This window comes from Candidatus Obscuribacterales bacterium (assembly GCA_019744775.1).
In the GTDB taxonomy this organism is placed as follows: Bacteria; Cyanobacteriota; Vampirovibrionia; order Obscuribacterales; family Obscuribacteraceae; genus SBAT01.
Genome location: JAIETZ010000004.1, coordinates 257,714 through 272,961 on the forward strand (window position 1 = coordinate 257,714; position 15,248 = coordinate 272,961).

The following is a 15,248-nucleotide window of genomic DNA, read 5'->3' on the forward strand; positions in this document are numbered from 1 at the left end:
TGGGAGCGACCAATGGCTAGTGATCGATTAGTCGGTTCAATTACAGAAACAGACGTACCGGACTCCCTAAAAGAGTTCGCGGCCCAAGCATTTTCTCCTAAAGCTAATTCTCAAGAAAAGCCCATCCTCATTGCCGACGGCATGGTCGATATGCCTGGTGTACCGCAAGGCGAAGATAAGCCTGTCGAGAAACCGGTTGAAACTCCAGTACAACTGCCGGATTACGGCAACGTGCACGGCAGAGAAAAACATCCGTATCCTGAATCCTGGAAACAAAATCCTTATCCTGAATGCTTGCCTAAGCTCCCACCCTATAATCCGGGATGCTACACCTACCAGCCTGGAACTCCATTCTGCCGCAGACCTTATGCGCCCACGCTTCCTACAATGCCTCATCCTATGGATGTGCGAAAAGCATATAGAAATCCGGAGAATGCAGTTGTTCAGTCAACCATGCGCATTGCTCTCGATCTAAATCAGCATCCTATGATGGATTCACATCCATCAGAAATAAGCAGGATGGATCCCTCTGCATGCTTCCTGAACATGATTCTTCAGCGCGTAGTCGGACGGCAATCGATGGGCAACACTGTTGAAGAGATTGCTTTTACGCTAGGAGACATTAAAGACCCTAATCACTTTTACGCGCATCCGCTTGGACAAGAGCAGCCCGGCGATATTATCATCGCCTACCCTCATGGCGGACACAGAGCCGAAGGTGCTGTTTACCTCGGGAACGGACGTGTAGCGTCTTACGACCCATCAACAAAACTGGTTTCAACAACAGACAGCATAAAAGCGTTCTATCCACCTAAAGACCCAAAAGAAAAACCCATCTACGATAAAGTCGTACTTTATCGCTGGGCGTCTTGGAAGAGTTTCTAAATCTACACTGCCACCATATGTGACACCATTTTTGACTTAAACTATTAGCCTAAATAGTTAAGTCCACCAGCGGCTTTAAGCTTGGCAACATCGAGATGTTGACGCTTGCGTCGATACGGTTATAATGACGTCTTTAATGAGCAGTACAACTTCTACTAGTACGCATCTCGGAAATTACCTACGGTCAGTGAGATTGAGCCGCGGGTATACCAACGTCAATGAATATCTGAGAAGTTACAGATTACCAATCACTTACGTTTATTATCGCGAGATAGAGATAGGCAAGAGGAAGCTAGGGCTCGAGACGGCCCGCTCGTTGTGCGACGCGCTAGAGGTCGATAGTAAGGCCTTTTATTACCATCTGCTAAAAGACATTCTTCCAACCGATGTGACAGAGCATTTCAAGAACATGTTGCCTGCCAAACAGCGCATGAGCGGTGAAGAGTTGGCGCAAGAGAAAGAAAGCATCGATCAAGCTTATCGAAATAGTTTTCTTAATGCGCTACGACTAAATTTCAGCATGTTGGAAAAAGAAGCTGCCAGATATTTCAAAGACAATTTGGATTTGATGCCTCTACTATGGTTCATTCATAGCGAAGAAGAAGTAAGCGAAAGCGATCTGGAAGAAGCAGCAAAGTCCAACGAAATAACAAAGCCGGTAAAGAAAATAATTAATGACTTCAAACGTCTTGGCGTTATCGAAGTTGACGAAGGAAAAGGTTCGAAATCAATCCGCAGGGTATATCCCACTTTTGTTTGGCGCGACAAACAATTACATTCAGCATATTTGCTCAACGAGACGGAAAAGACTCTTGAACAACAAAAGGAAACTGAATCGCCTGAAGAGCCAATTATCAAGTTCGGTATGGCAATGCTGTCAGATGAACAACGAGAGCGCGTGATGAACCGCGTCTCCGATCTACTTGCCGAACTCAAAGCAAGCAACGACAACGCAGCAGACAAAGACAGCGAACTTTATTACTTCTCCGTTCTTTTAGCTTCGCGCTAATTCATTTTACGCGGTCACTTCTTCAAGGCGCTTGAATATTGGTCCTTCATTGCGAACAGCTTGTCCGGCTGGTATTAAATCCCAAGCACCTTCAGCCTTCAATTCATCAAGCTTGTCGTCAAAGCCTAGCTGATACCAGATATTTTGCGCAAGCGTAGGCGTGAATGGATAAATCTCAATGGCCGTACGGCGCAAAATATCCAGCACTGTGTACAGCACTGTCTTGCCTTGCGCAGCGTTGCCATCTTTGAACAGAGTCCAAGGCTTTTCATCATTCATGTATTTGTTTGCTTGATCAACTAAAGCAAAAATTGCTTCTATCGCTTTTGCAAACTCGCACTGCTTAATGTGCTTTTCGACAACGGCATGAATCTCATTAGATTCTTCGCGTAGATTGTTCTCAAATTGACCATCAGGTACTTTGCCTTCGCAGTTACGACCAACAAGTGTCAAAGTTCTGTTGAGCAAATTACCTAAGTTGTTCGCCAATTCGGAGTTGACTTTGTTCAAAAAGTCTTCGTGACTAAAATCACCGTCCTTATCAAACGGCGCCGCAGCGAACAAATAAAAGCGCACAGCGTCTGCACCAAAGCGCTCCACTAATTGCTTGGGATCAATCACATTACCCAAACTCTTGCTTATCTTCTGACCTTCTACCGTTAAGAAACCATGAACAGAAATGCGCTTCGGCAACGGCAAATCAGCTGCCATCAACATTGCCGGCCAATAAATAGCATGGAACTTGGTGATGTCTTTGCCTATCAAATGTAAATCAGCCGGCCAGAATTTTTCAAACTGCTCTTTGTTGCCACCGTAGCCTACACCGGTCAAATAATTTGAGAGCGCATCAATCCAAACATAGATAACTTGATCAGGCGAGCCAGGAACTGGAATACCCCAAGACAGAGAGCTTCTTGCGCGAGTAACACTGAAGTCACCAAACTCCTCATCATCTAACTGATTAAGCACTTCCTTACGTCTGCCATCAGGAATTAACACATCCGGATTATCGGTGAGCCACTTGCGCAACTTGTCTTTGTACTTTGTCAGCTTGAAGAAGTAATTCTCTTCCAGACACATAATTGGTGGCTGTTTATGATTGGGACAATTACCGTCTTCATCTAAATCACGCTCGCGAACAAAGTCTTCGCAGCCTTCGCAATAAAGACCCTTGTAGGTATTCTTGTAAATGTCACCCTTCTTCTCCATAATCTGGAAAAGTTCTTGCACTGCGCTGCAATGCTTTTCGTCAGTCGTGCGAATAAAGCGATTGTAGGAAAGATTCAATTGCTTCCATGCGTCTTGAAACTTAGCGGCCATCTCATCACAAAATGCTTGCGGTTCTAACCCCTTAGCCTTGGCTGCTTTCTCAACTTTTGAACCATGCTCATCGACGCCTGTAAGAAAGAAAACATCATGACCCTTCAAGCGATAGTAACGAGCAAGAATGTCTGCAGCAATCTTCTCCAAGGCATGCCCAATGTGCGGAGCGGCATTCACATAATCAATAGCGGTAGTAACATAGTATTTGGACATAAATTTCTCATTTCAGTCATGTCAGGCTCAAGAAGCGGAGCAAGAGCTGCGATGAGCAGGTCGCAGCATAGCGATTAGCGGTTGCCGGAAGGCAAGCGAAGGTGAAGCAAAGCGCAACCGGAGCGTAATCGTCGATTATAATACTATATAGGACATAGTGAAAATGCTGGACAAAGTCGGGAAATAATTGGCATGAGAAGATCAGACGGTGAATCGTTGAAAGAGTTGAAGCCATTAAACGGTAAAACTATCATTCTGGGCGTTTCGGGCGGGATCGCAGCATATAAATCATGTGACCTGGCATCCGGGCTAAGACAGATGGGCGCCAGCGTTCACGTCGTTATGACTAGCAACGCCAAGGAGTTTGTCAGCCCCCTAACATTTCAGACTTTGACCAGAAATACTGTCCATTGCGAACAATTTGACTCGCTTGGCGAATGGAAGCCGGAACACATAGAATTGGCTCAGAAAGCTGATTTGCTGCTCGTGGCTCCTGCTACGGCCAATCTCATCGCCAAATTGGCGACAGGTATTTGCGACGATCTTTTGACGACTATTGTCATGGCAAGCAGAGCCAAAGTAATGCTGGCTCCAGCCATGAATCCTAATATGTTTGAGCACCCGGCAACTCAACACAATTTGAATGTCCTCGAGAATCGCTATCGTTACGAAGTTATTCCACCTGACATTGGCGAAGTTGCCTGCGGTGATTTCGGTCAAGGAAAGATGGCCTCACTTGACGTCATCTTGACAAGCATCGCGTCAACTATGTTGACCGGACCGATGCTTAGCGGACGCCATATTTTGGTTACCGGTGGTGGCACACGCGAAGCAATTGACCCGGTTCGTTTTATTGGCAACCGCTCGTCAGGCAAGATGGGAATTGCCATGGCTGACGCTGCCTATGCCCGAGGAGCTGACGTCACTCTAGTTTCAACCGTAGGTGTTGAGCGCCCATATCCCGTGATACTCGTTGAGACGGCACAAGACATGCAAGAAGCAGTGGAGTCGGAATTCGACAGTTGCGATGCTCTTGTTATGACGGCTGCCGTCGCCGACTTCAGACCACTAGCTTTTTCCGCTCATAAAATAAAGAAGACTGAATCGGATGACTTGGTTTTAGAGCTGACAAAAAACCCTGATATTCTGGACTTGCTTGGTCGGATGAAACAAAACGACCAAGTGATAATAGGTTTTGCCGCAGAGTCGGAAAGCCTTATGGTGCACGCAGCAGAAAAGCTGGCGCGCAAGAATCTGGACGCAATTGTAGGCAATGACATTACAGTGCCTGATATTGGATTCGGCTCCGACGACAATGCAGTAGTAATTCTCACTGCTGATGGTGGCAAAGAAAATCTGCCCCGCATGCCAAAACGCGCCATTGCCGAGCACCTATGCGATTTGCTCGACGAACTCTTCCATGCAAAGAGTACAGTAGCTGTCAGCAAGTAAGTAAGCCCTGAATTTGGTGTATACTCCTAGTAAAGTGTTAATTTACTAAGGTTTCGCCTTTTCGTGACCGGCGAAATCAAGAGGTTGTCAAAAGCCTAATTAGCTGACCAAAGTCACGGAATTGGAGAAAACCCCATGGCAAATGAATCCTCAAATAGTGGCTCCGGAATTGGTTCACTGTTTCTCGGTTTGGCAATAGGAGCCGTGGGCGGATTCACAGTAGCGTTGTTGACCGCACCAAAACCAGGCTCCGAAGTTCGTGGTGTCATTAAAGAACACGCTAAAGAAATTCCTTCACGCATGAATGAATTAGTAGATGACTCAGTTGATGTTTATGCGTCCGCTTTGAATTATCTGCAGCTGGTTGTTGAAGAACAGACCATGCGTCTAAAGCGCGCCGTTGCCGCAGGCAAACTTGCTGCTGCCAAAAAGCGCGAAGAATTAGAAATGGGATCCTCCGTACTGCCTTTCCAACACCGCTAGAAAGGGGATTTCCGTGGATCCAACTTTGGCACACGCAGGTGCAAGTTCATCAGTGCTCGATGTCTTCGTTGCCGTATCGGTAGCAGTTCTTGCATTCATTGGTTGCATGTTGTTTTTCTGTATCTCGCAGCTAACAGCGCAGGCCAACCGCACACTCACTGCATATGAAAGACTTGCCGATACTTTGGACCGCGAAGTGGTTCCCACAGTTGTTGAAGTGCGCGAAGTAATGGATGGTATTAAGCGTTTGCCCAACGTTACGGCTGCCCGCCTTACCGAAGTTACGCATCAAGTGGAAAACGTAGCCGGTTCGGTTGGAGAAGCAGCCGGGCAGGCTAAGAAACACTCCAGCGTTTTTGGCGCCGGATTATTTGCCGGACTAAAAGCTTACCTTTCTGGGAATGATGATGATGACATCGATTACCCGGCAAAGCAGCTTAGCGAAGCAAGAGGAGAAACTAATGTCAAACTCAAGTAATTTCCTAGGTGGACTCTTATTCGGAGGACTCTGCGGCTTTGTTGCCGGAATTCTCTATGCTCCAAAGACGGGCAGAGAAATGAGAAAGCAAATCGCCGAAACATCGGATGATCTCTACCATGAAGCCGAGCACCAAATTTCCAACTTCAAGGACAAAGCTGAAGTTGCATTAGGCGATATGCAAGTCAAAGGACAGGACATGCTGCGCAAAGCAAATGACACTGTTGTCGGCACAAAAGAACATTTAAAATCTCGCTTTGACGAAATTAGCGGACAAGGCAGCCGCGCTCTTGTCGAAGACATAGAGTAACTGCCACCAGATATGGTGCCCTCTTCACGCGCAGGCAACAAGAAGCGAAGCAAGAGCGGCGATGAGCCGGTCGCTGCGAAGCAAACGTGGAAAAGCCGGAAGGCAAGCGAAGGTGAAGGCGAAGCGTTGACAAAACGCGCAGCCGTAACCGGAGCGTCAAATGAATCACTTCGAATAAACCAGGCTATTGCCAAAACTGGGTTTTGCTCACGCCGAAACGCGGATGAGTTGATTGCAGCTGGAAGAGTGAAACTCAATGGCAAGGTTGTGAAAGACTTTGGCGTCCTTGTCTCGGATAGAGACAAGCTGATGGTCGACAACAAGCCTATTGCCGTAAAGCGCTACACATACGTTGCCATGTACAAGCCCTTTGGGATTGTGACCACTTGCCAAGACGAGCAAGAACGTGAAACGATTCTTGATTTGCTCCCGGAGAATCTTCAACACTTAAGACCGGTCGGACGACTTGACCTGGCATCGGAAGGACTGATGATTCTGACCAACGACGGTGACCTGACCCAAAAGCTTACCCACCCGTCCATGCACACCGACAAACGATACGTCGTAACTGTCAAAGGTTCTATGACACCCCGAGATCTAAAACTCATGGCATCAGGTATTGAACTCGACGACGGAATTACTCTGCCGGCAAAAGTTAGATTGTTAGAACACGGTAAAAAAATTCAATCAACAACATCATTTGAGCTGGTCATTACAGAGGGAAGAAACAGACAAATTCGACGCATGTGTGAAAAGCTTGGATATTCAGTAATTCGCTTGGTCAGGACTGGTATAGGTGCGTTACAATTGGGTAAGATGACTCCAGGAACCTGGCGTTACCTTACAGTAGAAGAAATCAATGCAGTCAACAATCAATATGGACGCTCCACTAGCTCAAATCGGTCAGAAACTAAAAACCGCTCGTGAAGCGCAGAATCTCACGCTTCGCAATATATACGAGAAAACAAAAATTCCTGTAGCCCACTTGCAAGGTATCGACTCGGGTAATGACGAAGATTTGCCGGAGCCGGTCTATGTCGCCGGATATATACGCCGCTACGCCGACATTGTTGGGCTTGATGGACATGGGCTGTCGGAAGAATACCGTTTTGCTGTTGAAGGACCTTCTACCAAAAAGGCAAAACCGGCCGGCGAATCGCATTACGTACCTCCGATAAATTACGGCAGACGCCACAATGATGCTCCACCAACATTTAAGACAATCTACTTCAATGCTATTTGGATTGTTGTCGTAATAGGTTTGATTTCCTATCTTTCAATGACGCAATTGAACAATCAAGCCAATCAGTCAGATCCTTCATTGGCTTCTCTAAAAGATTCCGCCAGCCGCTTTGCACAATTGTCCGGACAATCAACAGGTCCGGGAGGAGCAGCAATTGAACCCGGCACACCTGGAGATGGTTCCAGCCGCCTATCTTTGTCGGCCAGCCAACACGTCTGGGTAGAAGTTAAGTCCGTAGCATCCGGCGACAGCCTTTACACAGGCTACCTTGAGCAAGGTGACCGCAGAGACTTCCAAGACGCACAAGGTCTGCGAGTCCGCGCCGACAACGGCGGCAGCTTAGCTGTCTCCTTCGACGGCAAGTCAGAGACATTTGGTGAAGCCGGCAAAGTTGCCGAACGCACTTTTATGGCTAAAACAGCAGCCCCAGCCACCGAGCCTGTACAAGCTACTGCTCCAACATCAGCTCCAAGTGATGTAAAACCGGCTGCTGTTACCAGAAGACCAACTCGCACAGCTCAGTCCACAGAAAGACGTGAACGCTACCGCAATGTCGATGAGACTCCAAGCCGCGACTATATCCCGGGCGAATCCCTGGGCGGCGGCGGCACACGCTCAATTGACGTGCCTTACCGCTACACCGAAGGCCGTCTCGACAGCGACTAGTTATTAACATTGATGTGGGAACCACTAATGGATTCCTGGCTTTCTAGCCGGGAAATGCCATAATGTAGGGCTTCCAACCCCCTGACAAGCTTAAGTCGGGTTTATCTCTGGGAAAAGTCACGAGAAGGCGTAGCAGAGAGCTGCGATGAGCAGGTCGCCGCGAAGCCGCCAACGGTTGCTTGATAGCAAGCAAGGAGACGACACTAAATGTGTCGTCGAAGCAACCTCAAAAAAGACGGAACCGGAGCGTTACAAAAAGGATCTCCCCGTGAAAAATCCTAAAATTGGCGTAGTTACACTTGGCTGTCCGAAAAATACGACGGACACCGAAGTTATGTTGGGCATCCTCAAGGAAGCCGGGCTGGAAGTTACTTTCGATAATGACGAGGCTCAGCTTTGCCTCATAAATACCTGTGCCTTTATTGAAGATGCTCGTCGCGAGTCGGTTAAGACATTGATTGAGCTAGCTGACGAGGGCAAAGAGCTGATCATTACCGGTTGTTTGGCACAACACTACAAAGAAGAATTGCTTGGTGAAATTCCGGAGGCTCGTGCACTAGTCGGTACAGGCGATCTGACAAAAATTGCTGATGTCGTAAAAGCAGTGATTGCTGATTCGTCATTGCGCATCGTTGAAGTAAGTGATGTTCCAAACGACTATCACGAGGAAGTGTTACCTCGTCTCAATATCGGCTTTGGCGCTTCAGCGTATTTGAAAATTGCAGAAGGCTGCGATCACCGTTGTACGTTCTGTATCATTCCAATGCTGAGAGGAGATTTCCGTTCACGCACCATTGAGTCGCTCGTCGAAGAAGCAAAATACTTAGTGAAAAATGGCGCGCGCGAAATCATCCTCATTTCGCAAGACTCAACTTATTACGGTCTAGATATCTACAAGCGCATGGCACTGGCTGATTTGCTGCGCGCGTTGCACGAGATAGAAGACTTGCACTGGATTCGTATCATGTATTTCTACCCCAGTGAAACAAATGTCGAACTTTTAAAAACAATAGCTGAATTACCGAAAGTAGTTAAGTACGTTGATATTCCGCTGCAGCACAGCGATCCACAAGTATTGTCCAACATGGCGAGACCACAAAAGCCGGAAGTAGTTATTGAAGCTATCCGCAAATACATCCCCGATGTGGCTATCCGCTCAACGTTCATTGTTGGTTTTCCTGGTGAAACCGATGAGCAATTTGAGCATCTGTATAACTTCATTGAAGAACAGAAGCTCAATAGACTTGGCGTATTTACTTATTCACGCCAGACAGAAGTTCCTAGCGGCAATATGCCCGATCAGATTCCGGAAAAAATCAAAAAATCACGCCGTAAGCGCTTAATGGAGTTGCAACACGAAATCTCCACTGCAGCAAATCAGAAATTAGTCGGCAGAACAATTGAAGTTCTCATCGAAGGGTTCGACGAAGCTAAAGGCCTATACGTAGGTAGAAGCCAGTGGGATGCACCACAGGTAGATAACCAGGTATACGTCAAAGACCCGGCAGGCGACGTAATTATTGGTGACTTCGTGCCAGTGGAAGTTCAAGAAGCCCGCCCCTATGACCTTATAGGCATAGCGAAGCCGACCAGTTGACAGTTTGAACGTTTAGGTGGCAAGCTAATAAGATGATCCCCTTGGCAGCCCTTGGATACCCTTTATCCCTGGTCGCATGAGAATCTGGGTTTGCAAATGAACGAAGACGAACTAGCTGGCGGGCAAGACATCCATTTAATGTTGGGTCTATCTGAGTCGACTTCGCTCATGGAAGTGAAGAAAGCATACGCCCAGATGCTCCGCGCACTCTACTCCACTGATATGGCAAAATCCAAAACCGGTCTTGCGCGTCTAAAGGATATTCGACAGCGCATTCAAGGAGCACTCGACCAGCTAACTAAACTGCACAGGGAAGAACTCATTAACGAAATTGCCAAAAATGGTGTACGTCCCAAAATTGGACAGATGCTTGTAGCATGTGGACTTTTGACTATCGACCAGTTGGATGCTGCACTTGAAATTCAACGCAACACTCAATCGCACCATATTTTCATTGGTGAAATTCTCGTCAATGCCGGTTACATCACAGAAAAACAATTGGGCCATTATCTAAAACAACAAGAGCTTCTGCGCCTGCCACCTGATCATGAAGACAGATGGGGACAAAGACTCGTAGAACTTGGACTTGTCACCGAAGATCAACTCAATGTAGCATTGATTGATCAAAACAACAAATCAGTAACATTGCGCGAAGCGCTCATCAGCAGAGGCTGGCTGACAGCCGATGTCTTAGATCACATTTTCTAACCGCGCGTCAGTCTTAGACTTTGCCTCGAGAGGTCCTGCGAAATGCGGACTAAACTCTCAGCCATAGTCAAATGCGAGTAATCAAAATTCTTGCAAAAGAAACGCATCTCTTCAAGCGCATCTGCAGCTTGCGCAATTGAATAGCGCATCATGCGCACAGCAGCATCCAGTGATCTGGGACATGGCTCACGACTAAGTGAGTTGGATGCTTTGCGCAAAATTTGCTCGACGAGGTCCACATAATTTGCAAAATTTTCTACTAATTCGTCATCGTAAATATCCAATGACAATTCTCGAAGTTGTTTCCTGTACGCTGACAGAACACGCCCAACATCACGTCTTACGGGGTGGAATACTTTGCCCAAATACATTTCACGAGCTTGATCCTCACTAACCGCGCTGGTATCGAATGAAAATCTGCCGCGTTTAGATATACCTATTGAGCGGTCATAGTAAGCACGGCGTTCTTTGTCCATGAGCGTCTCATAGGCATCAATGAGAGCGCGCATATGTTCGTTAGCTTTTTCTTTTTCAGAATCACTTTTCTTGTGGTGCTCAAGGTCGGGGTGGTGGCTCTTAACCAGTTTCCGATAAGCGCGTTTAATCTCTCCTGAAGCAACATCAGGATCGACTCCCAGAATCTGATAGTGGGTTTTTGTGCGCTTGTATGCCACTTTCACATACTCCTTAACATAATTATGCCCGTAGAATATGTGCTGGGTGACGTCAGCCCGGCAAAACTGGGCAAAGTAATAACATGCTCGTATGTGAAAATTGCCAATCCCCCATAGAGCCATTTGAGGTCAAATGCCACCATTGCGGCACGGACCTCGAAACTGAGCCGGCGCTAACGGTGCCGGAAGACATGGTTGCGGAGCCTGAGTTGGCGGAAGCCTACCAGAGCTGGCTTGGACAAGGAGCCCAGGCACTCAAGCAAAAGGACTATGGTCAGGCTTCAGTTTGTTTTTCAGAGGCCCTCAAGCGCGCTCATGGATTGAAAAATGGCGCAGGCGAGGAATTCCTTGTTCGGCGAAAACTAGCATCCACTCTAGAAAAGCTGGACAAAGTTGAAGAAGCTCTACAACAATATCAGATACTTGTCGACACTGCGCCAAATGACGACATCAAGTCGAAGCTGCAAAGCAAACTAAGCGCACTGAGCAAAAATTCAAACGGGGAAGCTCCCGTCACTGCCGACAATAATTTCCATGCAATCGCAGGGCAAGACTATAAGTATGCTCCTTTGTATTGTCCACAATGCAGAAGATTGCTGGCGGAAGCGGAGATTTATAGCTATCGCAATTCGCGGGCGGCAAATACTTTCATTTGCGGTCACAGCGGCGAGCCTATCGTTAAACACGACCGGCTATACCAGCGCCGAATGAATGAAGCAAGCGAACAAGAGATGCGGGCAAATCTTGTTGCCAAAATCGCTTCGAGAAAAATCATTCGCGGCAAAGACAAAACAGTTGCCGCCCTACTAGCGCTCTGTTTGGGTTGCTTGGGCATGCATCGTTTTTACTTGGAAGAACGCGGCGCGGGATATGTCCTATTAAGTTGGTTTTCCATATTTTTCATAGTGGCGGTTTCACTTACTGCCAATGCCTTCAGCAGTTTGACTATTTCACCATGGCTTGTCGGACTTGCCTGGTTCTTTGCTTTTATTCCATGTTTTGTCAGCATTGTCGAAGCCGTTCAACTGGCTCAGATGGACGAAATAACATTCAACCTGACATACAACTTGGAATTGGTCCTGGGTTCAGTGCCGCCTGTGCAAACACGAGTAGAATCTCACATGGATGTCTTTTCCATGGAAATTAGCGATGAACCGGATGAATTTGACAGCCAATAATGATTTGCTTTAGATCGTCTTTCGGATTCAAATGACTTATTTTGATCTGAGAATCAGGAACTCCTGACGCTACTAACTTCTTACGCAATGTTTCGTATGTGCCGGACTGCAACTGTTTAAGTTCTACAGGAAGTAGTCTTTCGGATTCACGCTTGGTAGCATACTCGGAATTGAAGTTGGCCAATTGCTTATCGAATACTTGAGCCAGATTGCTTGGACAGCTTTCAGTTTCACCTTCAAAATAAAGCTCATAGTGCGGTTCAGGGCGAAACTCAGGCACGAGCGTGAAATAGCGTGACTTGATGTTTAACTGCCTGAGAGTTTCCGACATGGCTTTTGTCACTTGCAACTCGGTTATTTTCTCACCGGTAAAGGAAGAAACATTGCCGCCTTTATACTGGAATTCGATTAACGGCGTTTGGTTATGACGCCCAACTATTTTCACCACATCATTTAGATGATAACGATAGAGACCACCTGACGTCGTAAATAGAATGTGATAGTTCTGTCCCTGTTCAAGTTGGTCAGCTAAAAGCACAGTCGGATTTTTGCTTTCAATTTCCGATTCGGGAATGAATTCATAGAAGTGCGACCGCACTGCAAGCATTTGCCTATTGTTGCCCATATAGACAGAGCCACGTCCTTCACTGGCGCCGTAGGTCACATCGGATACCGGCAAATCACCAAAGAGTTCCGGGAAGTCCATCAAATAGAAAGAAGCAGCTGCTTTGGTCCAACAACAAATTACATTTAGTGTCGGCCAAATTTTGTGCGGCACAAATTCATCGCGATCTAATAGATGCGACAAGACTCGTGCTCGCTCAGGATTTTTCTTCACCAGCTTAGTTACAGCTGACGCCACATGCTCAGGCAATGGCTTGGGCGGATTAATAGTTCCATCAGCGACATCTTTTACGAGCTGCGGTCCATACGTTTTCAGGCGTTTTGCCAGAAGAACAATTGTGCTTGGGTTAAGCGTCATCAGCACACTCACCGGCAAGCACAAGGCAAGTCTCAGTATTGTGTAATAACGACTCTCGTAGTCTTTGATCAAGCACACTTCATAAGGAAGCGGTGAAATAAATCTTTTAACAACGCCAGGCTCTTCTTGAAATAGCTTTCCGGAAATCGCTCCGAAGGGAATGCCGCCTGATGTTCTGCCTTCTTCTGCCGGTGAAAAGACCGTCAGAGCTACACCATTGGACAAACCTGGAAAATCTTTCAGAAGATTGAAACCGGAAACAACAGAAGCGCGGCGAAATTCCATCATGTAGCCAGGAGTTATTGGAATGAGCTTTTGTGCACCAGTTGTGCCGCTAGTGGTGGCAAACATTGTCGGCGATTCTGTCGTGAGGACGGATTTTTTGCCGGCAGCAATTTGATCAATGAATGGTCTGTGCTTGTCATAATCAGAAATAGGGACTGCCTTTTGAAAATCGGCAACTGATTTAATTGAGGCGAAATTGTATTGGCGTCCAAACTGGCAATTTGCGTTTGCCCCTACTATCGAAAGCAATCTTTCGTTCTGGGCTGCCAATGGGGCATGTGACGCTTTCTCCAAAGCGTTGACTTCCGACCGACCCAAAACAAACAGCGATTTATAGATAATATTGCGCATTAATCAATATTCCTTTAGAGGCATTATACTTGCACGAAGAGGTGCTTTTCAGTGTTTTTGATTGTCTTGGCTAGTCTAATTACCCTTATTGTTTGCCTGGCGCAAATAATTTCCTTTCGCCGGCTCTACAACTATGTTGATGCCGAGTTGAAGCGCAAACCCAGCGCATATCAACCAAAGCTGGCGGTTGTCTTGCCATGCAAAGGCGTTGATCCCGGCTTCGCCGACAATTTGCAGAGACTATTGAGTCAAGACTATGGCGACTTTGAAGTTATTTTTGCCGTCGCTCAAGAAACGGACTCGGCATATCCCTATTTGCAAAATGCCATCAAAGAAGCACATAAATCTTTTCCCAATCGCAAGGCGCAAGTTGTCATAGCAGGTGTCAGCGACAAGTGCGCACAAAAGCTGAACAATCAACTAAAGGCTCTTAGCTGTGCATCGCCGGATAGAGAAGTTTTTGTATTTGTCGATTCGGATGTTATCGCCAGAGAAGATTTTCTAAGTTGCTTGATAGCCCCACTTGAAGACCCCAGCGTTGGCATTTCCACCGGCTACAGATTCTACATAGCCAGCAAAAATAATTGGGCATCGCTTGTACGCGCTCTTTGGAATCGCATGACTGCTTGGGAATTAGCCAATCCAAATTTGGCATACGCCTGGGGCGGCGCTATGGCTATAAGAAAACCCGACTTCGAAAGGCTGGATGTGCGTGGTTCCTGGCAGAAAGCAGCAACCGATGATATGTCGATGACGACACTGGTGAAAGACGCCGGCATGTCCGTGCGCTTCGTGCCGCAGTGCTTGGTTGCCAGCGATGGCGACTCCGACGTGGCGGAAATTTTTGACTGGACCAACCGCCAACTGATTTTGACAAAGGTCTACTATCCAAAGCTTTGGCGCAAAGCAATTGCTCGTGCAACTGTTATGGCCATTTGGCTGATAACCATTTTAATTGCCGGAGTCGGCGGACTGATTTCGCAAAATCCTGATTGGCTTTTGGCGACTGTAATAGGTTTAACTATTCTTCCTATCGAACTTTGGTTTCTGATAAGAGCGCAAAATTTATGGCAAAGAGTCATCCCGGATCGCAAACAATACATAAATGATTCTTTGGCAAGTTTTTGTGTAGTGCTGCCACTGGCGCACCTTGTACTGCCATGGATGACGCTTTTTTCAGTCCTGACCAATCGTATTCAGTGGCGCGGCATCATCTACGATCTGCGCGCACCCGACAACGTAGTTGTAGTGAGAGCTTAACAGCTGCTGACAACCGGTTTTAAGCATAGAAAAATGGGTGCTATCTGTTCTAGTATTAGGGGTGGAATCAACTACCCTCGCATTACTATGTAGTCTTTACTATTTTAGATGTCATGGGATTGGTGCCTTGGTGTGGCTGGGCATATCCCAC

15 protein-coding genes are annotated in these 15,248 nt (G+C 46.9%); 12 read left to right on the forward strand and 3 right to left on the reverse strand.

What is annotated here, in order from left to right; translation table 11 throughout:
* Window positions 1-12: 12 nt before the first annotated feature.
* Window positions 13-885 carry a hypothetical protein gene (locus tag K2Y22_10705; GenBank protein ID MBX9878915.1) on the forward strand — a complete coding sequence of 291 codons (873 nt, stop codon included), beginning with the start codon at window positions 13-15 and terminating at the stop codon, window positions 883-885.
* Between the two features lie 193 nt (window positions 886-1,078).
* The gene (locus tag K2Y22_10710; GenBank protein MBX9878916.1) at window positions 1,079-1,894 is read left to right on the forward strand and encodes a hypothetical protein; all 816 of its coding nucleotides are present in this window, start codon (window positions 1,079-1,081) and stop codon (window positions 1,892-1,894) included.
* A 6-nt stretch (window positions 1,895-1,900) separates the two neighbouring features.
* Here the strand turns inward: K2Y22_10710 and metG are convergent, their stop codons facing one another.
* Window positions 1,901-3,430, reverse strand: coding sequence for a methionine--tRNA ligase (gene metG / locus K2Y22_10715; GenBank protein ID MBX9878917.1), 1,530 nt, complete (start codon window positions 3,428-3,430; stop codon window positions 1,901-1,903).
* 192 nt (window positions 3,431-3,622) lie between these two features.
* On the opposite strand from metG, the gene coaBC reads away from it, so the two are divergent.
* The 8 genes from coaBC (at window position 3,623) to K2Y22_10755 (ending at window position 10,367) form a co-directional block, all read left to right on the forward strand.
* Entirely contained in the window at window positions 3,623-4,882 is a 1,260-nt protein-coding gene (gene coaBC / locus K2Y22_10720) for a bifunctional phosphopantothenoylcysteine decarboxylase/phosphopantothenate--cysteine ligase CoaBC (protein ID MBX9878918.1), read from the forward strand.
* 135 nt (window positions 4,883-5,017) lie between these two features.
* Entirely contained in the window at window positions 5,018-5,365 is a 348-nt protein-coding gene (locus tag K2Y22_10725; protein ID MBX9878919.1) for a YtxH domain-containing protein, read from the forward strand.
* A gap of 13 nt (window positions 5,366-5,378) precedes the next feature.
* The gene (locus K2Y22_10730) at window positions 5,379-5,843 is read left to right on the forward strand and encodes a hypothetical protein (GenBank protein ID MBX9878920.1); all 465 of its coding nucleotides are present in this window, start codon (window positions 5,379-5,381) and stop codon (window positions 5,841-5,843) included.
* Entirely contained in the window at window positions 5,827-6,153 is a 327-nt protein-coding gene (locus K2Y22_10735) for a YtxH domain-containing protein (protein MBX9878921.1), read from the forward strand. Before K2Y22_10730 ends, K2Y22_10735 begins: the two co-directional genes overlap by 17 nt.
* A 12-nt stretch (window positions 6,154-6,165) precedes the next feature.
* A complete protein-coding gene (locus K2Y22_10740; GenBank protein MBX9878922.1) occupies window positions 6,166-7,080 on the forward strand; it encodes an rRNA pseudouridine synthase in 915 nt (304 codons plus the stop codon).
* Window positions 7,013-8,062, forward strand: coding sequence for a DUF4115 domain-containing protein (locus K2Y22_10745; GenBank protein MBX9878923.1), 1,050 nt, complete (start codon window positions 7,013-7,015; stop codon window positions 8,060-8,062). The genes K2Y22_10740 and K2Y22_10745 overlap by 68 nt, the downstream gene beginning before the upstream one ends.
* A 268-nt stretch (window positions 8,063-8,330) precedes the next feature.
* On the forward strand, window positions 8,331-9,659 hold the full coding sequence (gene rimO / locus K2Y22_10750; GenBank protein MBX9878924.1) for a 30S ribosomal protein S12 methylthiotransferase RimO: 1,329 nt from the start codon (window positions 8,331-8,333) through the stop codon (window positions 9,657-9,659).
* 96 nt (window positions 9,660-9,755) lie between these two features.
* Window positions 9,756-10,367, forward strand: coding sequence for a hypothetical protein (locus K2Y22_10755; GenBank protein ID MBX9878925.1), 612 nt, complete (start codon window positions 9,756-9,758; stop codon window positions 10,365-10,367).
* Here the strand turns inward: K2Y22_10755 and K2Y22_10760 are convergent.
* Window positions 10,364-11,041: a DnaJ domain-containing protein gene (locus tag K2Y22_10760; protein MBX9878926.1), complete on the reverse strand. Its 678-nt coding sequence runs from the start codon at window positions 11,039-11,041 to the stop codon at window positions 10,364-10,366. The genes K2Y22_10755 and K2Y22_10760 overlap by 4 nt on opposite strands.
* An 83-nt stretch (window positions 11,042-11,124) precedes the next feature.
* Here K2Y22_10760 and K2Y22_10765 point away from each other — a divergent pair, with 83 nt between their 5' ends.
* Entirely contained in the window at window positions 11,125-12,219 is a 1,095-nt protein-coding gene (locus tag K2Y22_10765; GenBank protein MBX9878927.1) for an NINE protein, read from the forward strand.
* Here the strand turns inward: K2Y22_10765 and K2Y22_10770 are convergent.
* A complete protein-coding gene (locus K2Y22_10770) occupies window positions 12,185-13,837 on the reverse strand; it encodes a GH3 auxin-responsive promoter family protein (GenBank protein MBX9878928.1) in 1,653 nt (550 codons plus the stop codon). The genes K2Y22_10765 and K2Y22_10770 overlap by 35 nt on opposite strands.
* A 51-nt stretch (window positions 13,838-13,888) precedes the next feature.
* Between K2Y22_10770 and K2Y22_10775 the strand changes: the two genes are divergently transcribed.
* The gene (locus K2Y22_10775; GenBank protein ID MBX9878929.1) at window positions 13,889-15,097 is read left to right on the forward strand and encodes a glycosyltransferase family 2 protein; all 1,209 of its coding nucleotides are present in this window, start codon (window positions 13,889-13,891) and stop codon (window positions 15,095-15,097) included.
* The last annotated feature ends 151 nt before the right edge of the window (window positions 15,098-15,248 follow it).

Excerpts from the sequence above, each read along its gene's own strand:
- K2Y22_10705 (MBX9878915.1), top strand. The coding sequence starts at position 13 with ATGGCTAGTGATCGATTAGTCGGTTCAATTACAGAAACAGACGTACCG.
- metG (MBX9878917.1), bottom strand. The coding sequence starts at position 3,430 with ATGTCCAAATACTATGTTACTACCGCTATTGATTATGTGAATGCCGCT.
- coaBC (MBX9878918.1), top strand. The coding sequence starts at position 3,623 with ATGAGAAGATCAGACGGTGAATCGTTGAAAGAGTTGAAGCCATTAAAC.
- K2Y22_10725 (MBX9878919.1), top strand. The coding sequence starts at position 5,018 with ATGGCAAATGAATCCTCAAATAGTGGCTCCGGAATTGGTTCACTGTTT.
- K2Y22_10735 (MBX9878921.1), top strand. The coding sequence starts at position 5,827 with ATGTCAAACTCAAGTAATTTCCTAGGTGGACTCTTATTCGGAGGACTC.
- K2Y22_10740 (MBX9878922.1), top strand. The coding sequence starts at position 6,166 with ATGGTGCCCTCTTCACGCGCAGGCAACAAGAAGCGAAGCAAGAGCGGC.
- K2Y22_10745 (MBX9878923.1), top strand. The coding sequence starts at position 7,013 with ATGCAGTCAACAATCAATATGGACGCTCCACTAGCTCAAATCGGTCAG.
- K2Y22_10755 (MBX9878925.1), top strand. The coding sequence starts at position 9,756 with ATGAACGAAGACGAACTAGCTGGCGGGCAAGACATCCATTTAATGTTG.
- K2Y22_10765 (MBX9878927.1), top strand. The coding sequence starts at position 11,125 with ATGCTCGTATGTGAAAATTGCCAATCCCCCATAGAGCCATTTGAGGTC.
- K2Y22_10770 (MBX9878928.1), bottom strand. The coding sequence starts at position 13,837 with ATGCGCAATATTATCTATAAATCGCTGTTTGTTTTGGGTCGGTCGGAA.